The 23,871-nt window shown below is 37.0% G+C and carries 22 protein-coding genes; all 22 read left to right on the top strand.

Annotation, left to right across the window (positions count from 1 at the left end):
- Window positions 1-4 precede the first annotated feature (4 nt).
- Window positions 5-1,585: a hypothetical protein gene (locus tag ACTQ5K_RS07375; RefSeq protein ID WP_251627320.1), complete on the top strand. Its 1,581-nt coding sequence runs from the start codon at window positions 5-7 to the stop codon at window positions 1,583-1,585.
- Between the two features lie 8 nt (window positions 1,586-1,593).
- The gene (locus ACTQ5K_RS07370) at window positions 1,594-2,604 is read left to right on the top strand and encodes an AAA family ATPase (RefSeq protein WP_251627319.1); all 1,011 of its coding nucleotides are present in this window, start codon (window positions 1,594-1,596) and stop codon (window positions 2,602-2,604) included.
- A complete protein-coding gene (locus ACTQ5K_RS07365) occupies window positions 2,601-3,461 on the top strand; it encodes a DUF58 domain-containing protein (RefSeq protein WP_441993810.1) in 861 nt (286 codons plus the stop codon). The genes ACTQ5K_RS07370 and ACTQ5K_RS07365 overlap by 4 nt, the downstream gene beginning before the upstream one ends.
- Before the next feature lie 34 nt (window positions 3,462-3,495).
- Window positions 3,496-5,268 (top strand): BatA domain-containing protein, encoded by a 1,773-nt coding sequence (locus tag ACTQ5K_RS07360; protein WP_235247692.1) that lies wholly within the window; start codon window positions 3,496-3,498, stop codon window positions 5,266-5,268.
- On the top strand, window positions 5,252-8,014 hold the full coding sequence (locus tag ACTQ5K_RS07355) for a VWA domain-containing protein (RefSeq protein ID WP_235247691.1): 2,763 nt from the start codon (window positions 5,252-5,254) through the stop codon (window positions 8,012-8,014). Before ACTQ5K_RS07360 ends, ACTQ5K_RS07355 begins: the two co-directional genes overlap by 17 nt.
- Window positions 8,015-8,553: 539 nt before the next feature.
- A complete protein-coding gene (locus ACTQ5K_RS07350; protein ID WP_031534436.1) occupies window positions 8,554-8,886 on the top strand; it encodes a putative DNA-binding protein in 333 nt (110 codons plus the stop codon).
- Window positions 8,887-8,898: 12 nt separating this feature from the next.
- Entirely contained in the window at window positions 8,899-10,251 is a 1,353-nt protein-coding gene (ffh, locus tag ACTQ5K_RS07345; RefSeq protein WP_251627315.1) for a signal recognition particle protein, read from the top strand.
- Between the two features lie 175 nt (window positions 10,252-10,426).
- Window positions 10,427-10,699: a 30S ribosomal protein S16 gene (rpsP, locus tag ACTQ5K_RS07340; protein WP_031534440.1), complete on the top strand. Its 273-nt coding sequence runs from the start codon at window positions 10,427-10,429 to the stop codon at window positions 10,697-10,699.
- An 11-nt stretch (window positions 10,700-10,710) separates the two neighbouring features.
- On the top strand, window positions 10,711-10,941 hold the full coding sequence (locus tag ACTQ5K_RS07335; RefSeq protein WP_031534442.1) for a KH domain-containing protein: 231 nt from the start codon (window positions 10,711-10,713) through the stop codon (window positions 10,939-10,941).
- Window positions 10,942-11,238: 297 nt separating this feature from the next.
- Window positions 11,239-11,616: a YlqD family protein gene (locus ACTQ5K_RS07330; protein WP_235247690.1), complete on the top strand. Its 378-nt coding sequence runs from the start codon at window positions 11,239-11,241 to the stop codon at window positions 11,614-11,616.
- An 11-nt stretch (window positions 11,617-11,627) separates the two neighbouring features.
- Window positions 11,628-12,146 carry a ribosome maturation factor RimM gene (rimM, locus tag ACTQ5K_RS07325; RefSeq protein ID WP_031534446.1) on the top strand — a complete coding sequence of 173 codons (519 nt, stop codon included), beginning with the start codon at window positions 11,628-11,630 and terminating at the stop codon, window positions 12,144-12,146.
- Window positions 12,146-12,892 carry a tRNA (guanosine(37)-N1)-methyltransferase TrmD gene (gene trmD, locus ACTQ5K_RS07320; protein WP_251627314.1) on the top strand — a complete coding sequence of 249 codons (747 nt, stop codon included), beginning with the start codon at window positions 12,146-12,148 and terminating at the stop codon, window positions 12,890-12,892. Before rimM ends, trmD begins: the two co-directional genes overlap by 1 nt.
- Before the next feature lie 194 nt (window positions 12,893-13,086).
- Window positions 13,087-13,431, top strand: a complete 345-nt coding sequence (rplS, locus tag ACTQ5K_RS07315) for a 50S ribosomal protein L19 (protein ID WP_031534450.1) — start codon at window positions 13,087-13,089, stop codon at window positions 13,429-13,431.
- A gap of 163 nt (window positions 13,432-13,594) precedes the next feature.
- On the top strand, window positions 13,595-14,131 hold the full coding sequence (gene lepB, locus ACTQ5K_RS07310) for a signal peptidase I (protein ID WP_031534451.1): 537 nt from the start codon (window positions 13,595-13,597) through the stop codon (window positions 14,129-14,131).
- Between the two features lie 27 nt (window positions 14,132-14,158).
- Window positions 14,159-15,010: a ribosome biogenesis GTPase YlqF gene (ylqF, locus tag ACTQ5K_RS07305; RefSeq protein WP_031534453.1), complete on the top strand. Its 852-nt coding sequence runs from the start codon at window positions 14,159-14,161 to the stop codon at window positions 15,008-15,010.
- A gap of 221 nt (window positions 15,011-15,231) precedes the next feature.
- On the top strand, window positions 15,232-16,011 hold the full coding sequence (locus ACTQ5K_RS07300) for a ribonuclease HII (protein ID WP_031534455.1): 780 nt from the start codon (window positions 15,232-15,234) through the stop codon (window positions 16,009-16,011).
- Window positions 16,012-16,057: 46 nt separating this feature from the next.
- Window positions 16,058-17,317, top strand: coding sequence for a hypothetical protein (locus ACTQ5K_RS07295; protein WP_031534457.1), 1,260 nt, complete (start codon window positions 16,058-16,060; stop codon window positions 17,315-17,317).
- Window positions 17,314-17,619 carry an EscU/YscU/HrcU family type III secretion system export apparatus switch protein gene (locus ACTQ5K_RS07290; protein WP_031534459.1) on the top strand — a complete coding sequence of 102 codons (306 nt, stop codon included), beginning with the start codon at window positions 17,314-17,316 and terminating at the stop codon, window positions 17,617-17,619. Before ACTQ5K_RS07295 ends, ACTQ5K_RS07290 begins: the two co-directional genes overlap by 4 nt.
- A gap of 289 nt (window positions 17,620-17,908) precedes the next feature.
- Window positions 17,909-19,081 (top strand): ADP-forming succinate--CoA ligase subunit beta, encoded by a 1,173-nt coding sequence (gene sucC / locus ACTQ5K_RS07285; protein ID WP_235247687.1) that lies wholly within the window; start codon window positions 17,909-17,911, stop codon window positions 19,079-19,081.
- A gap of 2 nt (window positions 19,082-19,083) precedes the next feature.
- A complete protein-coding gene (gene sucD / locus ACTQ5K_RS07280) occupies window positions 19,084-20,001 on the top strand; it encodes a succinate--CoA ligase subunit alpha (RefSeq protein ID WP_441993809.1) in 918 nt (305 codons plus the stop codon).
- Between the two features lie 246 nt (window positions 20,002-20,247).
- Window positions 20,248-21,114: a DNA-processing protein DprA gene (dprA, locus tag ACTQ5K_RS07275; protein ID WP_441993808.1), complete on the top strand. Its 867-nt coding sequence runs from the start codon at window positions 20,248-20,250 to the stop codon at window positions 21,112-21,114.
- A gap of 486 nt (window positions 21,115-21,600) precedes the next feature.
- Window positions 21,601-23,676, top strand: a complete 2,076-nt coding sequence (gene topA / locus ACTQ5K_RS07270) for a type I DNA topoisomerase (protein ID WP_349204038.1) — start codon at window positions 21,601-21,603, stop codon at window positions 23,674-23,676.
- Window positions 23,677-23,871: the final 195 nt, after the last annotated feature.

The following is a 23,871-nucleotide window of genomic DNA, read 5'->3' as shown; positions in this document are numbered from 1 at the left end:
TCGTATGGAAAACCACAAACAATATAAGGAATTAGTGAAACCGGTAAGACAGTCCCTAGCAAGAGAATTGATTGCAAAAGAGTTCTGTTTTTTACTTGCGGTTTTAGGAGGAGTTTATCTCCTTCTCTATGTTTTTGCCTATTTTTTTGTGCTTCCGTTTTTATCATCCATTCTTTTTCTAACAGCTTGTATTGGTGTCCTTCTTTTTCTGTTTCGATTATGGAGAAAGTGGCCAACTGAAAAACAGGCTGTAAAACTATATAATCAGTTCGTTTCAGATGATTATGCAACGACTGCCTATGCCTATTTACAGAGTAAGGGCGCTGTAGAACAGTTAGTTGTAAAACAGGCGATATCGGAAATGGAACAGAAGCAATTAGCTGTATTAAAACGGAAGAAAAGCTATTTCTCCCCGAAATTTGTTTTATCAGGAGTTGCTTGTCTTGTTATTTGTGTCCTGTTGCAGCTTTTCCCATCCATTAATATGGAAGCAGCGAAGGAAAAAGAGAATGAGATAAAAACAATGGCTAAAGCGGAAAAAGAATTAGAAAAAGCAATAAAAAAAGAAACAAATCAACAAGTAAAAAAAGAACTTAAACAGGTTCAAAAGGAATTAGAGAAGAAGGATACGGTCGAAAAAACCTTTGCGGAATTGGAAAAACAAGCGAAAGAGCTACAGCTAAAAAAAAGAAAGCTTCAAGAGAAAAGCAATGAACGACAAAAAGCGGAAGCAAAGCTGAATGAAGCTGGCTTTATGTCTCTTTCTAAAGCCATTTCAGAGAAGAATCAAGAATTAGTCAAGAAGGAATTACAAAAAGCAAACGAGCAATATGATCAGTTAACAGATAAACAAAAAGATGCCCTAAATCAATTGACTGGTGGAAATAAGCAGTTAACAGAAGAACAGTTACAGCAGCTATTAGACCAGATGGAAGATTTATTAAATAATGAGGAGCTTCTTGAGCAATTGGAATCTGTACAGACTGAACTAGCTCAAGTAGAAAATCTTCTTAAAAATGAAAGTCTTGCAAATGGAATAACAGTACCTAATTCTAGCACAGTTGCTGATGGATCAAGTAATGATGGTGAGAATTCACCAGAAAATGCAAATGCTAATGGCCAACAAGGGCAGAAGGACAATCACGGCTCTACTAATGGAAATGATGGTAGTGACGGCTCAGGGAATGGGGATGGTTCAGGAACAGGGTCGGGCTCAGGATCGGGCTCAGGCTCAGGCTCAGGCTCAGGAAATGGCTCAGGTTCCGGGAATGGTAGTGGGTCTGGAGGTGGAAATGGCTCTGGAGCAGGATTTGGGGGCGGAAGCAGAGAGTTATTAACTGTCCCAGAAAAAGTAGATGGCAAAGATAACATCGAAGTGGATTCAGGTGAATTAGGGAATGGAAAGCAAGGTCAGGTGATAGAAGGGGAAGGTCCAGTTCTGAAAGGGAGTGTTCGTCCATATGAACAAGTATTTTCAGAATATGAAGCTTCTTATAGGGAAAGTACATCAAGATATACATTACCACATGACTTGGAAAAAATTGTGAAGAATTATTTTACTGATATAAAACCAAATGAAAAGTAGGGGAAAAGATGGAAAAAGAACCAGTAGAACAAGATTTTATCCAAGCAGAGTCTTTACTTAAAAAGGTGAAAGAAGAGATTGGCAAGTTTATTGTCGGCCAAGAAAAAATCACTGATGAGGTACTTTGGAGTATGCTAGCAGGCGGACATGTACTTTTAGAAGGACTTCCTGGTCTTGGAAAAACGATGATGATTCGAACAATTTCGGAAGTAATGAACCTTACCTTTGCACGTATTCAGTTTACGCCAGATTTAATGCCTGCAGATATTACTGGTACGATGGTGCTACAGCCTGATGAGAAAGGCAAACAGCAATTTGATTTTCATGAGGGACCTTTATTCAAGCATATTGTCCTTGCTGATGAAATCAACCGAGCAACACCGAAAACGCAAAGTGCTTTATTAGAAGCAATGGGAGAAAAAACGGTCACCATTATGGGAGAAACGAAAAGATTAGAAGCACCATTTTTTGTATTAGCAACTCAAAATCCTCTCGATATGGAAGGAACATATCCATTGCCTGAGGCCCAATTGGATCGGTTTTTATGTAAATTACATGTAACTTATCCTTCAAAAGAGGAATTAAAAGCAATTATTAAGCGGACTACAGGAACAGACTCAACCACTTTGAATCAAGTTGCCACTGTAGAGAATATTATTCATTTGCAAAGTCTTGTTAAACAAATTCTTGTGGCTGACGATATTTTAGACATTGCAGTAAACATTGTTTCTGCTACTCATCCAGGCTCAGAGGATGTGACAGAATTAGGAAACAATTATATTCAGGCAGGCAGTGGACCAAGGGGGCTACAGTCTTTAGTAACGATGGCAAAAGCTAGAGCGTTAGCCTCTGGAAGATTGCATGTTTCTATTGCCGATTTGCGATATGTGGCACTGCCTGTTCTTAGACATCGAATTCTGCTTAATTTTGAAGGGGAGATTGCGGGGGTTACTCCAGATCAGATCATCGAAGATATTTTGGAAAAAACATTACGTATTGAAGCAGGAAAGGGTCGATGAAGAACTATCATTCCTTATTAGCAAGAATGAATCGAAAAAGCCTGCAAGTTTTGATGAAGGGTACAGGAATGCAAAATGGCAGAAGAAATTCTCATATCCATGGCACTTCCCTGGATTTTGCTGATTATAGAATCTATCATCCTGGTGATGATATCCGCCAAATTGATTGGAATGTCTATGGTCGCACGAATAAGCCATATATTAAAAGATTTCAAGATGAAAAAGAGATTTCTGTTAGAATACTCCTTGATGCTACCTCTTCGATGAAACAAGTCCCTTCTAAATGGGAGTTAGCAAGAGAGCTAGCAGCAAGCTTAGCCTATATTACACTGTCTCATGAGGATCGATTGAGTTTTGCTGCTGTTTCAACAAAGCTTTCCTTTCATCGCAAAGGATCGGTTCATAATAAAAGAACCTTTTACGAAATTGTCGATATGAAGGAGCAGACAATAAATGAAAGCTTTACACAATCATTAATTAGTTCTTTATCAGCGCCGTCACAAATGATTGTTTTGATAACTGACGGTTTGGAAGCATTGTCGTTTTTTGAGGAAAGTTTTAAACGGTTAAACCGTCGAAATCAACAAGTATGGCTGATTCAATTACTAAGTGAGACGGAAATAAATCCGCATCTTTCTGGCGATATACAGTTAGTTGATAGTGAAAATGGAAAAATGGTAGATGTAAGTCTTAATAATTCGATTAAAACGCTTTATAAAAAAAGACTAACACAGCATAATCAGGAGCTAGAAATTCTTTGTGCCACACATGGAATCCGTTATTGTCAAATCAGCGATAAATTAGATATACAAACAATCATTTTACGTGAACTAGCATTTACTGGATTGGTTCAATAATTCTTATTCATTTCGAGCCAAAAGGAGAGAAAAAATGCATTTAGCAAATCCATACTACTTTTTGCTGCTATTTTTAATTGGATTATTTATCCTATTATATTTTTTTCGGAAGAAATATACTAAACAAATCATCCCTTCCAATTTACTTTGGGAGGAAGTTCTTAAGGAAATGAAGGCATCCTCATGGTTACATAAATGGCAAAATAACGTCTTATTCTGGCTGCAGCTTATTTGCTTACTTTTGCTGATGTTAGCACTTGTAGGGCCATATTTTGCTAAAGAGGCGATTAAAGGGGAACAAATCATTTTTATGTTTGATACATCGGCTTCGATGGCCGCAAAGGAAAATGCCTCTAATAGATTAGAAGAAAGCAAAGCTGCTGCGTTAGAAATGATGGAACGTATTCAGCAAAACCAATCTGTCACGGTTCTCGAGGTAAATGATCATCCTAAAATACTTCTACATGATGAGTCAGACCGATATAAAGTAAGTGCAGCGATTAAAGACATAGAGCTTTCCTATACCCATGAAGACTGGCAAAGTGCCACAGAACTAACCGCAAGCCTAGCAAAAGAGGGAAAAACGGCTATTCATATTTTTTCTGACGGAGTAGAGAAGGAAAGGATACAGAGTATTAATTCCTTCTACGTAGAAGTACATAATCAAGAACAGGAAAAGCCAGATAATATTTCGATTTTATCTTTTGGTGTATCAAAAAATGGTGATGGAGTAGCAGGGATTGCTATGGTGGAAAATCAATCAGATTCCCTTAAGACAATACCTTTTCAAGTTGAAAGCGAAAAAACAGTGCTTTATCAGCAAGAGATTGAGCTACAGCCAAAAGAAAGAAAAATAATCGCAATAAACGATTTACCCGAGAAATCTTATTACAATGCCAAACTTACTGCTACAGATGATTATGTAATCGATAATAGGCAAACCGCTGTATTTAATAGACAGATTACAACTATGTATACAGATAAGGAAATGAATCCTTTTTTGGTAAAGGGGTTTGAGGCGATTGGTCTTCGTGTCATCCAAATGGAGGATAAAACAGAATTTTTAACGAAACAGGACAGTATTTTCCTATTATCTGGTTCTACGCTACCTGAAAATATTGGGGCTCCGTTTGTATTCTTTTTTACGGATGGAAAAAAAGAAGAATTACAAACAGAGATAGAACAAAGTGAAGATGAATTATTATTACATGTAGATATGAAGGATGTTTTTATCGCAAGTGCTATAAAGCAAACGATGGAAAGTATGAAACCGATTGTTAAAAGTGGAGAGCTGCCGTTGATTCAAAAAGGGGAAGTAAATAATCAGCCAGCCATATTCATTCAATTTGATTTAAAAGATAGTGATTGGCCATTACACCCAAGTTTTCCGATTCTTTTATACAATATGTATCAATGGCTTTCCTCACAATCCAATTATGTTGGAGATTTTCAGCCTTTAGAATCAAGAACCATTTCATTAACAAATCAAGAATCCGATTGGGATATATATAATGAAAATGACCAATTAGTAGACTCCTTTTCGATGGAAGATGGCTTCCAGGCACCGAAGCTACCAGGTGTTTATCAGCTTACAAATGATTCTGAGCTCCTTTATTTTTCTGTGAATTTAGATGACCGAGAGAAGACCATTGAATCGCAAAAGTCGTTTATATTAAACGAGACCCAACTAAAGGAAAATCAGGTTACAAAAACGGAAAGTGATTGGCTATGGTATGTTTTATGTTTACTTGTTCTTATCATTTTATGTCTGGAATGGGAGGTTTATCGCCGTGCAAATAGAGTTTAAATACCCATTCATTCTATTACTATTCCTTCCTGTTGCTTTTCTTCTTTACCGATATTGGAAGCAGATGAAGCTGATGACAAATAGAAAGGAAAGTCAGGTTATACTCTTTTTAAGAACATGTATTTTTTCCCTATTAATCATTGCGCTTGCTATTCCTCAAATAGTTTTGCCGCAAAAAGAAACACAAGTTGTATTTCTAATGGATCGAAGTGCAAGTGTACAAGATTCAGGAGACCAGCAACTCGAATGGCTGGAAAAAAGCGTGCAAAATAAGAACGAAAAAGATGAATATAGTGTTCTTTCCTTTGGAGAGAAAGCAACCATTGAACAAATGATGGGAAAAGAAGGTCTCCGTTTTCCAAAATGGAATGAGGAGACAGGAAAAGATCATACGAATATTGAAGGGGCCATTAATCTTGCCAGTAGTGTTTTTCCGAATAATAGTGGTGGAAGAATTATTCTATTTACGGACGGAAACGAGACGATGGGGAATCTCACCGAAGCTGCGAAGTTATTAAAAAATCGCTCTATCGAATTAGATACTGTTTTGCTCCAATCGCATTCTTATGAAGATACTGCCGTTAGTGAAATAGAAGTGCCTTCCACTTTATATGAAGGGGAACAAGCGTCGGTTTCTGTAACGATTGAGAGTAATATTGCAAAGAGTGGATTGCTTCATTTTTATGAGAATAATAATAAAATTGTTTCCAAGTCAATTGAAATAAAAGAAGGAACAAATGTTATCCCAATCCAGTTTCCAGTGGAACAGGCTGGATTAGTAACCTATAAAGCGGAACTAGAATTGACGAATGATGCTTACGCTGAAAATAACAAGCTGCAGGTCGTGAATATGGTTAAAACGATTCCGCAAATTCTCTTGGTTCAAAATGATTCAAATAAAGCGCTCGTACAAATCATGGAAGGAGCAGGGTATAAAGTAGAGGTACGTTCATCGATTCAGCTGCCAACCGTACTTTCTGGCTATTTGAATTATCAGTCGATTATTTTTAATAATATTGCTGCAACAGATATTACGGAAAATCAAATGAGTCTTATCGAAAAAAGTGTCAAAGACTTTGGTGTCGGTTTTCTCATGACAGGTGGGGAAGATAGCTTCGGGCTAGGGGGATATTTTCAAACACCTATAGAGAAGCTTCTCCCAGTAGATATGGACATCAAAGGAAAAAAAGAAATGCCTTCAATGGCGTTAATGATTGTTTTAGATCGATCTGGAAGTATGGATGGGCAAAAGTTTTCGTTAGCGAAAGAAGCGGCAGCAAGATCGGTTGAATTGCTTCAAGAGACAGATACGTTAGGGTTTATTGCTTTTGATGATAAACCATGGGTGATAGTGGAGCCTAAGCCTTTGAAAAATAAAGAAGAAGTAGTAAATAAAATTCGTTCTGTTCCAGTTGGTGGAGGAACTGAAATATATGGGTCATTAGTGGAAGCTTATGATCAAATCAGTGATTTAGATGTAAAAAGAAAACATATCATTTTACTCACCGATGGACAATCTGCGACGAATAATGATTACGAAGAGCTAATTAATGAAGGCAGTAAGAAAAATGTTACGATGTCAACGGTAGCTTTAGGCGCAGATGCGGACCGAAATTTGTTGGAGGAATTAGCAAAGCTTGGGGCAGGGCGTTTTTATGATGTACAGGATTCAACGGTTATTCCTTCCATTTTATCAAGAGAAACTGTTATGGCGACAAGAACCTATATTGAAGACAATCCATTTTATCCTAATATTAAATCTGGCTATGGATGGGATTCGTTGTTTAGTCAAGGAATTCCCCAGATGAATGCCTATATCGCAACAACACCCAAAGCAGAAAGCACCGTTCCGATTGAAAGCACAAAGGAAGATCCGATATTAGCAGAATGGCAATACGGTTTAGGTAAGACGATAGCTTTCACTTCTGACGTAAATGGTGCATGGAACGGGGATTGGGCTCGCTGGAACCAATGGAGCAGCTTTTTTACAAAAGTGGTCGCGAATACTTTGCCACAGTACGATTCAGAAGCGTATTCTTTATCTGTCGAAAAAGAGCAGGATCGAACCTATTTATCCGTTTCAGCAGATAAATTATCGATGCTCCCGATTGAAACAACCATTATTTCAGAAAGAGGAGAAGTGGTTGAAGGAAATACAAAAATGATTGCCCCTGGAAAATATGAGGTGGATGTTGACAATGATCCAGGTCTTTATTTTATTCATGTCAAACAGACGGATGAGGATGGAAATGTCACCGTTTACCAATCAGGCTTTACCGTCCCTTATTCTGATGAATATTTAATTACCGGAGCCAATGAAGAAAAGGTAAACGAGCTTCTGGCAATAACTGACGGCTCTCAGCTAGAAAAAGAATCACAAGCATTTCGACCGCTAAAGAATCCAGTTAAACAAAAGCAGGAGATTACAGAAGTTTTGCTGTTCATTAGTTTCCTGCTTCTATTGATAGAAATTGCCATTAGAAGATTAGGATTACCAGTTAAATTCCTTGCTGTGTTTGAAAAAAAAGAAGGTGTTAAACGGCAAAAGACCTTTAAGCAAAAGATCAGCTCAGCACCTAGAGAGACACCAGTATCTATAGGGAAAGAGGCACAGCTGGATTCTAATAGAGAAACAAATAAAAAACAAGCAAAACCACCGAAAAAGACGAAAAAGCTAAATACAAAGGAAGAGAACGAAAACCATTTGGATCAATTGTTAGAGATGAAGCGGAAGAAAAAACGATGAGATAGGTTGGTATGATACGAACTGCGGGTATACTTTAAAAGTTATCTGCAGTTTTTTATGGAAGCAGCGGTTTAGGTTATAAACTGGTTTATAAGTAACAGAGGAGCGTTCTTTGAGCCCGAACCGTAAGGAAAAGAAGAGGAGAAGGTAACATAGAAACCTTATAAAAGCCCATTTGTATTTATTAAAAACAAACTAGGGAAGAGACAACATTAAATTGTCGCATTTTTAAAAGTATCTCAGTCAGCCCCCCTACTAGTTTGTACAACGATAACCAGGCGCTTCCGCTTTTCAATTAGTCCAGCTCCGGGTGCCCAGGGGCTGATGGGCTTCACGATGCTACCCTACGATAAGTCAACATCAGTTCACTGCCGTTCACTGTGTTTCCTATATCTCAGGAATCATCGCTCCACCCCACACGCCCCTAAACGGGCACCCTCCGCTTTTCAATTTGTAAAGATATTTTCTTGACATCTTTTTTTCTGGTGTGTAAAATAGTCGATGTAAAGGCTTTTGACTTAACACGGGGGTATTATTCGATGCTTGAGAAAACAACGAGAATGAATTATTTATTTGATTTCTATCAGTCGTTGTTAACACCGAAGCAACGAAGCTATATGTCTCTTTACTATTTGGATGATTACTCTCTTGGGGAGATTGCTGCTGAGTACAATGTAAGCCGTCAAGCGGTGTATGACAACATTAAACGTACAGAAGCAATGCTAGAAGAATATGAGAATAAGTTATTATTACTTCAGAAATTTCAAGAGCGTCAAGTTCTTTTTGAAAAGATGAAAAAAATGCTAGAACATGATACCTTATCTATATCTGCGTTGCGAGAGGCAGTAGAGGAACTAGAGAAATTAGATTAAGGAGGCTGACGTATGGCATTTGAAGGTTTAGCTGACCGACTGCAGAACACGATGCAAAAAATCCGTGGAAAAGGGAAAGTAAATGAAGCGGATGTAAAAGAAATGATGCGTGAAGTACGTCTTGCGCTTCTTGAGGCAGACGTAAACTTTAAAGTGGTAAAAGACTTTGTCAAAAAAGTAAGTGAACGTGCAGTTGGACAGGAAGTGCTAAAAAGCTTAACTCCTGGACAACAAGTTATTAAAGTAGTAAAAGAAGAGCTTACGGAATTAATGGGTGGAGAAGAAAGCAAAATTGGTGTGAATAAACGTCCTCCAACTGTCATTATGATGGTCGGACTTCAAGGGGCGGGGAAAACAACAACCACTGGTAAGCTTGCAAATTTACTGCGTAAAAAACATAATCGTAATCCACTATTAGTAGCTGCAGATATTTATCGTCCTGCTGCGATTAAGCAATTGCAAACATTAGGAAAACAGCTTGATTTTCCAGTTTTTTCACTAGGAGACCAAGTTAGTCCTGTTGAAATTGCAAAGCAAGCGATTGAAAAAGCGAAAGAAGATCATCATGATTATGTATTAATTGATACAGCAGGTCGTCTTCATGTAGATGAAGCCCTAATGGATGAATTAAAGCAAATCAAAGAACTTGCAAACCCAGAAGAAATATTACTAGTTGTCGATGCAATGACAGGGCAAGATGCTGTCAATGTAGCCGGAAGCTTTAACGAGCAGTTAGGATTAACGGGAGTTGTCTTAACAAAGCTTGATGGTGATACACGTGGGGGTGCTGCGCTTTCCATACGTTCTGTTACAAACACACCAATTAAATTTGTTGGTTTGGGAGAAAAAATGGACGCGCTTGAAACATTCCATCCTGAGAGAATGGCTTCTAGAATCCTAGGAATGGGTGATGTGCTTAGCTTAATCGAAAAAGCGCAAATAAACGTGGATGAAGAAAAGGCGAGAGAATTAGAAAAGAAAATGAAATCAGATTCATTTACCTTTGACGATTTTCTTGATTCCTTAAGCCAGGTGAAAAGCATGGGACCACTTGACGAATTAATTAAAATGATGCCAGGTGCGAACAAAATCAAAGGCTTAAACAATATGAAAGTGGACGAAAAGCAAATTGCACATGTAGAGGCAATCATTAAGTCCATGACTAAGCAAGAAAAAGAACATCCAGAGATCATCAATTCTGGCAGAAGAAAGCGTATTGCAAAAGGAAGCGGTAGAACCGTTCCGGAAGTAAATCGACTTTTAAAACAGTTTGATGACATGAGAAAAATGATGAAGCAAATGACCAATATGGGTCAAAAGGGCAAGAAAAAAGGTAAATTAAAATTACCTTTCAACCCGTTCTAACGACAGTTTTTTATATAAAATTGGCTTCGTTTGTCCATTGAAATTGGGCGAAAACAGACTGTTAGAGGGCGTAAATAAAGATTTTTAACACTGACAAGAAAAAACACTTTACAAAGTGTTGGAGTATCTGATAATATACTATCTTGTGTGAAACTATTCGGAGGTGCAATATTAAATGGCAGTAAAAATTCGTTTAAAAAGAATGGGAGCAAAAAAATCTCCTTTTTATCGTATCGTAGTAGCAGATTCTCGTTCACCACGTGATGGACGTTTCATTGAAACAGTAGGAACTTACAATCCGGTAGCAAACCCAGCTATCGTGGAAATCAACGAAGATAAAGCTCTACAATGGTTACAAAATGGTGCAAAACCATCTGATACAGTACGTAACCTATTCTCTAACCAAGGTATTATGGAAAAATTCCACAATATCAAAAACGCTAAATAATTTTTGATGCAATGAAAGAGCTTATAGAAACGATTGTTAAGCCCCTTGTTGATTTTCCAGAGGAAGTGGCCGTAACTGTAACAGAAGAGGATAATCGTATCACTTACTTGCTTTCTGTCAACGAGAATGACATAGGAAAGGTAATAGGGAAGCAAGGGCGAGTAGCGAGAGCCATTCGAACGATTGTTTATGCAGCAGGATCATTACAACAAAAGAAAATTATTGTTGATATTAGAGATTAAATGAAAAGGAAGGAGGGGGAACCCTCCTTCCTTTGTTTTTTAGGAGAAATATGGGTTTGGCTGATTAGTGCGCTTCTTTGGCTGATATCGATGGAGATTTGGCTGATAAATAATTATTTTGGCTGATAAACATGTTACATTGGCTGATATATTAAACTTAAGTGCTAGCATTTCTTCAGAAGTAGCTGTAGTGTTGGTAAAATGATTGATAATTTACTTGTATTTAGACGAAAAATGCAATATATGTTACCTTGTTAGTAGTATGTACAAAGGTTGTCATCTGTTAGGAGGAAGTATATGAAGATTCTTCAGTCTGTAACAGTAAAACAAGTTTTAACAGAGAAAACGCGAAAGTCCATTTCTGAACGATATCGGCAAGAAATAGAGCAACTAGAAAAAGAAGTACAACAGCTTCATTTTGAAGAAAGAAAACAATTGAAAAATCACCCTTCTGGTTCGGAAATTAAACGTTTTTTTCGAAAGGAAGTTACAAATAAATTAGAGAAACAAAAAACGATAGAGTTTCAATTAAATCAATTACATATACTACCATTAGGGACAGAAATCAAGGAGCAAGAAGTAATGGCTGTTGTTGATGTTCAGGTGGGGCAGGCTTGGGAAAATACAAATAAGTCAATTATTGTAAAAGATGGAACAGTGGTTGATATTCGATAGAGGTGAATGCAATGGAGAAATGGTTTAATGTTGGTAAAGTTGTCAATACACATGGGATAAGAGGAGAAATTCGTGTTATTTCTCGTACTGATTTTCCAGAAGAACGCTACAAAATTGGGAATACGATTTATTTTTTTCAGACAGATAAAGCGAATCCGCTTGAATTGAAAATTAAAGGCCATCGAGAACATAAGAACTTCAATCTGCTTACATTTGAAGGCTATGAAAATGTGAATGATGTGGAATTTATGAAGGGCGGCCTTTTAAAGGTGCCAGAGAGCTTTCTTGGAGAACTTGCAGAAAATGAGTATTATTTTCATGAAATTATCGGTTGTAAAGTGGTAACCGTAGAAGGGGAAGAGCTTGGAGAAATTACGGAAATCTTAACACCGGGAGCGAATGATGTGTGGGTTGTGAGAGGCCAAGATAAAAATGAAATCTTGATTCCATATATCGAAGAAGTAGTGATGAAAGTAGATGTGCAAGAAAAACTAGTTGTAATAGAGCCAATGGAAGGGCTGTTTTCTTAATGAAGATTGATGTACTTACATTATTTCCAGAGATGTTCGAAGGGGTTCTTCATAGTTCTATTTTAAAGAAGGCAGAAGAAGGCGAAAAAGCTGCGTACAATGTCGTGAATTTTCGCGATTACGCTGATAATAAGCATCAAACCGTTGATGATTATCCGTACGGAGGAGGTGCTGGAATGGTATTAAAGCCCCAGCCGATATTTGACGCTGTTGGTGCATTAACAGCAAAAAAGGAAGGAACCAAGCCTCGTGTCATTCTAATGTGTCCTCAGGGAGAAAGATACACGCAAGCAAAAGCGGAAGAACTGGCCAAAGAGGAGCATTTAATCTTCATTTGTGGTCATTACGAAGGATATGATGAAAGAATCAGAGAGCATTTGGTAACAGATGAAATCTCCATTGGTGACTATGTCCTAACTGGCGGTGAATTGGGCGCAATGGTTGTCATTGACAGTGTTGTACGGCTATTGCCAGGTGTACTGGGGAAAGAAGCATCCCATGTAAATGATTCGTTTAGCACTGGTTTGTTGGAGCATCCTCATTACACTCGACCAGCTGATTTTCGTGGTATGAAGGTTCCGGATACACTGTTATCTGGAAATCATGCTCATATAGATGAATGGAGAGAAAGGGAATCTTTCCGAAGAACGGTTGAAAGACGTCCGGATTTACTAGATAATTATCCGCTGACAGAGAAGCAGAAAAAGCTTGTAAAGGAGTTAAAAAAGCAACATCATCCAAGTTAACATAATACAATTATATTAAAAATAGCAAAGTTCTATTATTTTTAGAAAAAATATTGCTGTTATTATAGTTTTATGTTAAGATAACACTTGTGACTTAAACAGATGGATTTCTGTGAAGAGTCTTATAACGATGTTCCGCTGCAAGTGGTCTCCATTATGAGTGCAAGAGCGTCTGTTGGAAGGAGTTGAAAACGATGCAAAAATTAATAGAAGAAATTACAAAAGAACAACTTCGTTCTGATCTTCCTTCGTTCCGTCCTGGTGACACTGTACGTGTACACGTGAAAGTTGTTGAGGGTACTCGTGAACGTATTCAGTTATTTGAAGGTGTTGTAATTAAGCGTCGTGGTGGTGGTATCAGCGAAACTTTTACAGTACGTAAAGTTTCTTACGGAGTTGGCGTTGAGCGTACATTCCCTGTTCACACACCTAAAATTGCGAAGCTAGAAGTTATCCGTCGCGGTAAAGTACGCCGTGCGAAACTTTACTACCTACGTAACCTACGTGGTAAAAAAGCTCGTATTAAAGAAATTCGATAATTGTTACCAAAAAAGAGCTTGTTCTTGTAACAAGTTCTTTTTTATATCTTACTTTCCAATTTTACTTCATCCAGAAATTCCGCTAAAATATATCATGTTAGTGAAGCGTTCAATCATACATAAATAACTACCTATATTGTTCAGTTAAGGATTGGTGAAAGGTATGGCAACTGAAAAGAAGAAGAAAAATGAAGTATGGGAATGGAGTAAAGCATTAATTATCGCTGTTTTACTCGCCTTTGTCATTCGATATTTTTTATTTGCTCCCATTGTAGTAGATGGAGAGTCTATGCAGTCAACATTGCTTGACCAAGATCGAATGATTGTAAATAAAATAAACTATAAAGTAAGTGAACCAAAGCGTTTTGATATTATTGTTTTTCACGCGCCAGAAGGCAAAGATTATATAAAAAGAGTAATTGGCTTGCCGGGAGATACGATTGAGTATCGAGATGATGTGTTATATGTCAATGGACAAGCTTATGAAGAGCCCTACTTGGAACATAATAAGGAAGGGCTAAATGGACTACTAACGGAGGATTTCACTGCAACCGTACCAGAGGATGAGTTATTTGTAATGGGTGACAACCGCAGAAATAGCAAAGATAGCCGCCATATTGGTACAATTGGCTATGATAAAATAATTGGCAGTACAAGTGTTGTATATTGGCCGATTTCCGATTTAAAAATAGTAGAATAATGTAAGTGGAAGAAATAGAGGTGCAAGATGACTATACAATGGTTCCCGGGGCATATGGCGAAAGCCAGAAGACAGGTAACGGAAAAATTAAAGCTGGTAGATATTATATTTGAATTAGTGGATGCGAGAATTCCTCAATCATCTCGAAATCCCATGATTGATGAAATCATCCAGCATAAACCGAGAATTGTGTTATTGAACAAAGCAGATATGGCAGATAAAGAACGTACAAAAGAATGGATAAACTACTTCAAAAAGCAAGGTATACAAGCGCTTGCGATTAATTCACACGCAGGGGTAGGAATGAAGGAAATTACTGCTTTAGCAAAAGTAGTTTTGGCGGAAAAATTTGATCGCATGAAAGCAAAAGGAATTAGACCACGAGCAATTCGAGCAATGATTGTCGGAATTCCGAATGCAGGTAAATCTACCCTGATTAATCGATTGGCGAAAAAAAACATTGCCAAAACAGGAAATACACCAGGTGTAACGAAAGCACAGCAATGGATTAAAGTAGGCAAAGAAATGGAGCTATTAGATACACCAGGAATATTATGGCCGAAATTTGAAGACCAAGAAGTTGGATTAAAGCTTGCTTTAACGGGAGCAATTAAAGATACTATTTTAAATTTACAAGATATTGCTATCTTTGGACTACGCTTTTTGGAAAAAGAATATCCAGAACGTTTAAAAGAAAGATATGATTTAGATACGATTCCAGAGGATACGGTTGAACTGTTTGATAAAATCGGCACATTTAGAGGAGCATTATCAGGCGGCGGTATGATTGACTATGATAAAGTGACAGAATTAATAATCCGTGATATCAGAAGTGAAAAATTTGGACCTTTGACATTTGAAAAAACAGAAGATATGTAAAAAGCTCTCAAAGAGAAGTGGCTAAAATCAGACACTTCTCTTTTCTATGTAAAGAGTAGGAGATAAATTTCTAATTTTCATAGTTATAAGGAGAGAAGAAATTTTGTGTCTGAAATGGAAAAATAACGGCCAACATTTTCGGAAGCGAAGTAAAAGCATACCGAACAGATTAAAATAAATAAAATCATCCATAAACCGATATAAATATCGAGGTGTAAAAAATGAAATTAGCAACGATGAAAGAAATAAAAGAGACGCTAGAAGGGATAAAGGAAGTTAATGACCCTTTTATCCTTGAATTACGAAAGGACGAGAGAAAAGGGGCTCAGAAGCTTCTAGAAGCATGGGAGAAGCGTATCGTAAAGGAACAGAAGCTTCATGACCATTTCGTCAAGATGAATCGTTATGAAATAGAAATAAGAAGCAAGGGATATACATATATTGCAGGCATTGATGAAGTAGGCAGAGGACCGCTTGCTGGACCTGTTGTCACAGCGGCCGTTATCCTTCCGGAAGGTTTTTACTTACCTGGTATCGACGATTCAAAGAAATTGTCAGAGAAAAAAAGAGAATTATTTTATGAGGTCATTAAAAATGAGGCAATTTCGATAGGGGTGGGAGTAATCTCACCTACAGAAATAGATCGAATTAATATTTATCAAGCAACAAAAAAGGGAATGTTAGAAGCGATTAATGAGCTTTCCCAAACGCCAGATTACTTACTTATTGATGCAATGAAATTAACCACTCCATACCCTAGCCAGTCCCTTATTAAAGGGGATAGTAAAAGTGTTTCAATTGCTGCGGCAAGCATTATTGCAAAAGTAACGAGAGATCGCATGATGAAAGAGTTACATGAAGTGTATCCTGATTATCATTTTGCGAGCAATATGGGCTATGGCACACAGGAGCATCTAGTAGCTCTTAAGGAATGTGGGATTACGATTCATCACCGCAAGAGTTTTTCCCCTATCAAAGAGATGGTGGAGAATATAAAATAGCTAATGGAATGGTTGTATTTTTGTTAAGGAAGAAAGGAGGAATAAGATGAATATTAACCATATTGTACATGATTTATTTCATGAAAATCGTTTAGGTAACAAAGCCCTTGAATTAAGAGATGGACAACTAGTATATGGAAAATTGACAAAATTATTTCCTCAACAAATGGCAGAGGTACAAATAGGATCGCAAAGAATGCTTGCCAACCTAACCATTCCCGTAACCGTTGATCAAAGTTATTGGTTTCAAGTTTCCATAACGGATGATAAGCCAGTTTTAAAAGTTTTAACCCAAGCAAATGAAGTACCAGAAGAAAAAGGAAATATGACTGGATTGCTTCAACAGCTAAATCTTCCTAACACAAAAGACAATAGATTGTTACTCCATTATCTACTATCTAATAATCTACCAATTACGAATGAAGCGATTGGAAACATAAAGGAATGGCTGCCAAGTTCTTTGGGAAAACAAGAGCTTTCGATTATTGGCCTTATGCTTGAAAGAGAGCTGCCTCTAACAAAAGAAGTATTTTCAAGTCTTTCATCCTTGCAATCAGATAAAGGATTTAGTGTCCTGATAGAGGAGTTGCAACAGCAGCTTTCTTCCCATAAAGTGAAGGAACCAATCTTAAACAATTTGCTTTCTAGTTTAACAGAGGGAGAAAATTTTTCCAAAGATAGTATGGTAGATACGATAAAAACTATAATTCATAAAATGGGCTATTCGTATGAAGCTGGATTATTAAAACGAACTCCGATGGAAGACGAACAAGCCTTTCATCAGGAAATGCTAAAGCCCATGCTACTAGAGTTAATGGGAAAAGACGTTCCAATAGCTGTGAAAGAGACAGCAGGACAACTGATCGATAAAATGACAGGCTATCAGCTTATGAGTCAGCAAACTGGTCCTATTATGCAGCTAGTTACAGAAATTCCCCTTCGTTTTTTCAACCAGCAGGTGGATGTAACGATGCAGTATAATGGCAGAAAAACGGAAGATGGCAAAGTGGATAGCAATTATTGTCGCATCCTTTTTTACTTAGAGCTTGCTCATATGAAGGATACGGTTATTGATTTAAATATCCAAAACCGAATCATGAATATGAGTATCCTTAATGATCAAGCAACTGAAATAATGCCAATAATAAAACAAAAGGAAGAGTCTTTAAAAGAAAGGCTTAGGGAGCTTGATTATAAACTGATGGCAGTTCATGTGAGACCTTTGACAAAAGAAGACAGGCCTATGTGGAGTCCTCAGCAAGCAATGCGAGTAAATGGTTACAAAGGAGTGGATCTTAAAATATGAACAAGCCTAGGCCTTTAAAACGAAAAGAAGCGATAGCGTTAACCTATGAGAAGCATAAACATTCAGCTCCTGCAGTTATTGCAAAAGGGAAAGGCTTAGTGGCTGAGCAAATACTTGAACGGGCGAAAAAAGAGAATATCCCGATTCAGGAAGATGCTTCGCTTGTAGAACTTCTAAGTAAATTAAATATAAATGAACAAATTCCAGAAGATTTATATATGGCAGTTGCTGAAGTGTTTGCATATATTTATTCATTAGAGAAGGAAACGACGAAAAAAGACGCTCCAAAAGGCAAAAAATGAAGAAAAAATATTTTTAAATGTAAAATATTTAAAGATAAAAGACTTTTTTATAGACAAAGAAAGGTTTTTTCATTTAAAATGAAAGCGTGACCATATTTTTGTTTTTTCCAAATAGATAAATAAATCGTAAATCGCTTTTAGGAAAGCCTATTACTACAGTGAAAACGATTATTATGTCAAAAGGAGAAAACAAAAAAGAATGAAATAAATTTCATTCATTCGTTATAAGATGTATTAATGCAGTTGTCTCCAATTTTACAAAAAAGGGAAATCAAAGGGGTGTGGAAGCTTGAATATTCATGAATATCAGGGGAAAGAGATTTTAGAATTAAACGGCGTCTCAGTACCAAAAGGAAAAGTAGCTTTTACAGTAGAAGAGGCAGTGCGAGCTGCAGAAACATTAAACAGTGATGTATGGGTAGTGAAAGCACAAATCCATGCAGGTGGTCGAGGGAAAGCTGGTGGAGTAAAGGTTGCAAAAAGTTTGGAAGAAGTACAGACTTATGCATCAGATATATTGGGCAGCACATTGGTTACCCATCAAACAGGACCAGAAGGAAAATTAGTAAAACGATTATTAATAGAAGAAGGCTGCAGGATCAAGAAGGAATATTACATAGGATTTGTCGTGGACCGTGCAACATCTCGAATCGTATTAATGGCTTCTGAAGAGGGTGGTACAGAAATTGAGGAAATCGCAGAGAAGTACCCAGAGAAAATTGTCAAAGAAGTTATTGATCCAGTAACTGGTCTTACTCCGTTTCAAGCACGTCGGGTTGCATTTGCAATTAATATCCCAAGCAAGCAAGTAAATAAAGCAGTTGCATTTATGACTGGTTTATATAAAGTATTTGTAGACAAAGACTGCTCGATTGCTGAAATTAATCCACTTGTGCTAACAGAGGATGGAAATATTATGGCGTTGGATGCAAAGTTGAATTTTGATTCAAATGCCCTTTATAGACATAAAGATATTGTAGCATATAGAGATTTAGATGAAGAAAACGAGAAAGAATTAGAAGCGTCTAAATATGATCTAAGCTATATTGCCTTAAATGGAAATATTGGCTGTATGGTAAATGGTGCTGGACTTGCTATGGCAACGATGGATATTGTTAAGCATTATGGCGGAGAACCGGCAAACTTTTTAGATGTTGGGGGCGGCGCAACAGCAGAAAAAGTAACAGAAGCGTTTAAAATCATTTTGTCTGATTCAAAAGTAAAGGGAATTTTTGTTAATATTTTTGGTGGCATTATGAAATGTGATGTTATCGCAACAGGAATTGTGGAAGCTGCAAAGCAGGTCAGCCTTCATGTGCCGCTTGTTGTTCGCCTAGAAGGAACAAACGTAGACTTAGGCAAAAAGATTCTTCGGGAATCAGGTGTGGATATTGTAGCAGCAGAATCGATGGCTGATGGTGCTGAGAAAATTGTAACCTTAGTAGAACAAGGAGGGAATTAAGCATGAGTGTTTTTATTAATAAAGATACAAAGGTCCTTGTCCAAGGAATAACTGGTGCAACAGCACTTTTCCATACAACACAAATGATTGAATATAGTACAAAGATCGTTGGGGGCGTAACTCCAGGAAAAGGCGGTACAACGGTAGAAGGAGTACCTGTTTTTAATACCGTGAAAGATGCTGTAGAAGTTACGGAAGCAAATGCATCGGTTATTTATGTACCAGCTCCATTTGCGGCAGATGCGATATTAGAAGCGGTTGATGCAGAACTTGATTTAGTAATTTGTATTACAGAGCATATTCCTGTTCTTGATATGGTGAAAGTAAAACGCTATATGGAAGGGAAAAAGACTAGATTAATAGGTCCGAACTGTCCTGGGGTAATTACACCTGAAGAATGTAAGATTGGGATTATGCCAGGATATATCCATAAGAAGGGCCATGTAGGGGTTGTTTCTCGTTCAGGTACCTTAACATATGAAGCTGTTCATCAGCTTTCCCAGGCTGGTATTGGCCAATCTACGGCAGTAGGAATTGGCGGAGATCCAGTAAATGGAACAGATTTTATTGATACACTAAAGGCATTTAATGAAGATGAAGATACGTATGCAGTAATTATGATTGGAGAAATCGGTGGTACTGCAGAAGAAGAAGCGGCAAGATGGGTAAAAGCAAATATGACGAAGCCGGTAGTAGGATTCATCGGCGGGCGCACTGCACCACCAGGTAAGCGAATGGGGCATGCTGGTGCAATCATCTCAGGTGGAAAAGGAACGGCGGACGAAAAAATTAGCGTTCTATCAGAATGCGGCATAAAAGTAGCGCCAACTCCATCTGATATGGGAGCTACATTGATAGAGGTATTAAAAGAGCAGTCTTTATACGAAAAATGTAAAACACATGAAGTAGTTACAAAATAAAAAAGAAATCTAGTCTTATTTTGCAAATAAGGCTAGGTTTTTTCGTGATATTTTTTTAAGATTAGTTAGGAAGATATGTAATCTGCGGATTTACAAATGCAAACAGTGAAAATGAATACTAGGCATAATTCAAAAAACTATTTATAATGAAGGAAGATAATTCCTTATTTATGAAGTGTTTTTCGTCTTCCTTTTGTATGTTAGCTAATTTTTTGTGAAAAAGTAGACAAGTGAAAGGAAGAAAAGATGGAAATTGTAAACAAAACATTAATTAAGCTACATCACTGTCGAGGAATTAGTTGGAAAATAATAGGGAGTCTTCTGAAAGAAGATCCTACTCTTCAGTTGCATAAAATCCCTTCCTTTTTATCCTCGTTACCTCCTAATGTTGAAAAGGAAATAGTGGAAACAATCCATTCGAATTATGTGGAAGAGCTAATGAACCAGTATCGTTACAATCATATCCACACTATTCCTTTTTTTGATCCATTATATCCACCCCTTCTAAAAGAAATCTACCAGCCGCCTTGGGTTCTTTATGCAAAAGGAGATCTTTCCTTGCTTCAATCGAAAAAAAAGCTAGCGATTGTTGGTTCCCGTTTAGCAACTACCTACAGTACGAAAGTGATGCAACAGCTTCTAAAAGAACTAGTAGAGGAGAAAATCACCACAGTAAGTGGTCTAGCCCACGGGGTAGATTCTATAGCCCATAAGCTTACTATTGATCATGGGGGTAAAACAATTGGCGTTATTGCGGGAGGCCTTTTTCATATTTATCCAAAAGAAAACCGCGAGCTAGCCGGAGAAATGATGAAAGATCATCTCGTGCTATCTGAATATCCCCCATTAACAAAACCACTTAAATGGCAATTTCCAATGAGAAATCGCATTATTAGCGGCTTAAGTAACGGAACCCTCGTGGTAGAAGCGAAGCAGAAAAGTGGCTCCTTAATCACCGCTAATTTTGCCGTCAATGAAGGGCGAGACGTATTTGCTATACCAGGAAATATCTTTAGTCCCTATTCAGTTGGCCCGAATGAATTGATCCAACAAGGCGCAAAGCCCGTACTCGTAGCGAATGATATAATAGAAGAATGGAAGCATTTAGAATAAGTAAAAGCCTCTAATTTATTTATATAAAAATAGTTTTTAATCTCTATTTATCAATTGAAAAATAATCATTATCACAATAGGCAAATGAAAATAGTTTTCAATGCGAAAGGAAAGTGTTACGCTATAAACATAAAATTATTTAAGGAATTATCTTTTTTTATTTAAATTTTAATTGTTTTATCGGTTAATACTTGTACATTCGAGCAGACTGTGTGAAGTGGACACAAGCTGCGGAATTAGAAAGCAACCCTATTAGAAGCAGAAATAATCTTTCCATAAATTAGGGATTATTCATGAAACTTTAAAAAAAACTATTGCTATTTTTAGAAATTTGTTATACATTTTGCAACGTATAGATATTTAACCCGAAAAATTTACATAAATAAAGAGAGTGAAAACGTTTACTAGTTATCGGAATGTTTGACAAATCAAAACATAGTATACAATAATAGTGAATATTTAAATCCCTCTTAAGGAGGACAGTGGATGTCAGATTTTTTAGTAATCGTTGAGTCACCAGCAAAAGCAAAGACAATAGAACGATATTTAGGAAAAAAATTTAAAGTGAAAGCATCAATGGGACATATTAGAGATTTACCTAAAAGTCAAATGGGTGTTGATATAGAAAAACAATTTGAGCCAAAGTACATAACAATCCGCGGAAAAGGTCCTATTTTAAAGGATCTAAAAACAGCAGCAAAAAAAGCGAAGAAAATTTATTTAGCAGCTGACCCGGATCGCGAAGGGGAAGCAATTGCATGGCATTTAGCTAATAGCTTAAATGTGGACATTGAATCAGATTGTCGTGTTGTTTTCAATGAAATCACAAAAGACGCTATTAAAGAGTCATTTAAGCACCCAAGAGCGATTAATATGAACTTAGTGGATTCACAGCAGGCAAGAAGGGTTTTAGACAGATTAGTTGGATATAATATTAGTCCGCTATTATGGAAAAAAGTAAAAAAAGGACTGAGTGCAGGAAGAGTACAATCAGTTGCTGTACGTCTCATCATTGAAAGAGAGCGAGAAATCAAAGCATTTGTACCAGAAGAATACTGGTCTATTGAAGGTAGCTTTATTAAAGGGAAAAATAACTTTGAAGCATCCTTTTATGGAATAAATGGAGAGAAAATCGAACTTCATTCAGAAGAAGATGTTAAGAAAATAACTAGTCAACTAAAAGATAATAAATTTACAGTAGATAAAGTCAGTAAAAAAGAACGAAAGAGAAATCCCGCTGTTCCATTTACTACATCATCTCTCCAACAGGAAGCTGCCCGTAAATTAAATTTCCGTGCGAAGAAAACAATGATGTTAGCACAGCAATTATATGAAGGAATAGATCTTGGTAAAGAAGGAACAGTTGGTTTAATTACGTATATGAGAACCGACTCAACTAGAATTTCCGAGGTTGCCCAAGGAGAAGCATTTGAATTTATAAACAGCAATTATGGGAAAGAATATACAAGAGACGAGAAGAAAAAAGAGAAAAAGAATGCAAAGGTACAAGATGCCCATGAAGCAGTTCGTCCAACTAGCATTGGTCGAGAGCCAAATAAGGTAAAGGAATTTTTATCCCGAGATCAATTTCGGTTATATAAGTTGATTTGGGAAAGATTTATTGCTAGCCAAATGGCATCAGCTATAATGGATACAATGAGTGTCGATCTATCAAACGGCGACGTAAAATTCCGTGCAAACGGCTCAAAAATTAAGTTCCCTGGCTTTATGAAAGTTTATGTGGAAGGCACAGATGATAACGTTGATGAAAAAGACCGCCAGCTTCCTGATTTAAAGGAAGGGGACACGGTATTAAATAAAGATATTGAAACAAAGCAGCATTTCACCCAGCCACCTCCACGTTATACAGAAGCGAGACTAGTAAGAACGCTAGAAGAATTAGGTATAGGAAGACCATCAACATTTGCTCCAACCCTTGATACTATTCAAAAGCGGGGTTATGTAGCACTTGATAATAAACGATTTATTCCAACTGAATTAGGAGAAATCGTCTTAGAATTAATCTTGGAATTTTTCCCAGAAATATTAAACATTGAATTTACTGCCAATATGGAACAAGATTTAGATAATATTGAGGCAGGTAAAGTCGATTGGGTAAAAGTAATTGATGAATTCTATCAAACGTTTGAGAAAAGATTAGAAGTAGCTGAACAAGAAATGCAGACGATAGAAATAAAAGATGAACCAGCAGGAGAGGATTGCGAAGAATGCGGACATCCGATGGTTTATAAAATGGGCCGATATGGAAAGTTCATGGCTTGCAGCAATTTCCCGGATTGCAGAAATACGAAAGCGATCGTGAAGGATATTGGAGTAAAATGTCCGAAGTGCCATGAAGGGAATATAATTGAAAGAAAAAGTAAGAAGCGCAGAATCTTTTATGGTTGCGATCGTTTTCCAGAATGTGATTTTATTTCATGGGATAAGCCACTTCAAAGACCTTGTCCGAAATGCGAAAACATGTTAGTAGAGAAGAAGTTGAAAAAAGGGGTTCAAGTACAGTGCGTAAACTGTGATTATAAAGAAGAGCCACAAAGCTAATGAGGTTTCTTATAAAGATAATCGATCTACTTCGAAAATAACATTAAAGTAATGGTTCCGAGGGTGAGTGATGTGCTCACTCTCTTGTCAATTACTAACATATTATCTTTTGTGTATTTTCCTAAATATAATATATATGGAAGAAAAAGTAGTGGAAATTCGATTATATAAAAAAATATTTATTCTCTTGAAGTA

The sequence above is a fragment of the Niallia sp. Sow4_A1 genome (assembly GCF_052116745.1).
Classification (GTDB): Bacteria; Bacillota; Bacilli; order Bacillales; family Cytobacillaceae; genus Niallia; species Niallia hominis.
Note: the sequence above shows the minus strand (reverse complement) of the source record. Positions and strands in the feature narration are given on the sequence as shown.

What these genes read in the sequence shown, in the direction of transcription:
- ACTQ5K_RS07350 (WP_031534436.1), top strand. Translation starts at nt 8,554, where the DNA reads ATGCTTGAGAAAACAACGAGAATGAATTATTTATTTGATTTCTATCAG.
- rimM (WP_031534446.1), top strand. Translation starts at nt 11,628, where the DNA reads ATGGAGAAATGGTTTAATGTTGGTAAAGTTGTCAATACACATGGGATA.
- rpsP (WP_031534440.1), top strand. Translation starts at nt 10,427, where the DNA reads ATGGCAGTAAAAATTCGTTTAAAAAGAATGGGAGCAAAAAAATCTCCT.
- sucD (WP_441993809.1), top strand. Translation starts at nt 19,084, where the DNA reads ATGAGTGTTTTTATTAATAAAGATACAAAGGTCCTTGTCCAAGGAATA.
- dprA (WP_441993808.1), top strand. Translation starts at nt 20,248, where the DNA reads ATGGAAATTGTAAACAAAACATTAATTAAGCTACATCACTGTCGAGGA.
- ACTQ5K_RS07365 (WP_441993810.1), top strand. Translation starts at nt 2,601, where the DNA reads ATGAAGAACTATCATTCCTTATTAGCAAGAATGAATCGAAAAAGCCTG.
- ylqF (WP_031534453.1), top strand. Translation starts at nt 14,159, where the DNA reads ATGACTATACAATGGTTCCCGGGGCATATGGCGAAAGCCAGAAGACAG.
- ACTQ5K_RS07300 (WP_031534455.1), top strand. Translation starts at nt 15,232, where the DNA reads ATGAAATTAGCAACGATGAAAGAAATAAAAGAGACGCTAGAAGGGATA.
- lepB (WP_031534451.1), top strand. Translation starts at nt 13,595, where the DNA reads ATGGCAACTGAAAAGAAGAAGAAAAATGAAGTATGGGAATGGAGTAAA.
- topA (WP_349204038.1), top strand. Translation starts at nt 21,601, where the DNA reads ATGTCAGATTTTTTAGTAATCGTTGAGTCACCAGCAAAAGCAAAGACA.
- ACTQ5K_RS07360 (WP_235247692.1), top strand. Translation starts at nt 3,496, where the DNA reads ATGCATTTAGCAAATCCATACTACTTTTTGCTGCTATTTTTAATTGGA.
- ACTQ5K_RS07375 (WP_251627320.1), top strand. Translation starts at nt 5, where the DNA reads ATGGAAAACCACAAACAATATAAGGAATTAGTGAAACCGGTAAGACAG.
- trmD (WP_251627314.1), top strand. Translation starts at nt 12,146, where the DNA reads ATGAAGATTGATGTACTTACATTATTTCCAGAGATGTTCGAAGGGGTT.
- ACTQ5K_RS07290 (WP_031534459.1), top strand. Translation starts at nt 17,314, where the DNA reads ATGAACAAGCCTAGGCCTTTAAAACGAAAAGAAGCGATAGCGTTAACC.
- ACTQ5K_RS07370 (WP_251627319.1), top strand. Translation starts at nt 1,594, where the DNA reads ATGGAAAAAGAACCAGTAGAACAAGATTTTATCCAAGCAGAGTCTTTA.
- ACTQ5K_RS07295 (WP_031534457.1), top strand. Translation starts at nt 16,058, where the DNA reads ATGAATATTAACCATATTGTACATGATTTATTTCATGAAAATCGTTTA.
- ACTQ5K_RS07330 (WP_235247690.1), top strand. Translation starts at nt 11,239, where the DNA reads ATGAAGATTCTTCAGTCTGTAACAGTAAAACAAGTTTTAACAGAGAAA.
- ACTQ5K_RS07335 (WP_031534442.1), top strand. Translation starts at nt 10,711, where the DNA reads ATGAAAGAGCTTATAGAAACGATTGTTAAGCCCCTTGTTGATTTTCCA.
- rplS (WP_031534450.1), top strand. Translation starts at nt 13,087, where the DNA reads ATGCAAAAATTAATAGAAGAAATTACAAAAGAACAACTTCGTTCTGAT.
- ffh (WP_251627315.1), top strand. Translation starts at nt 8,899, where the DNA reads ATGGCATTTGAAGGTTTAGCTGACCGACTGCAGAACACGATGCAAAAA.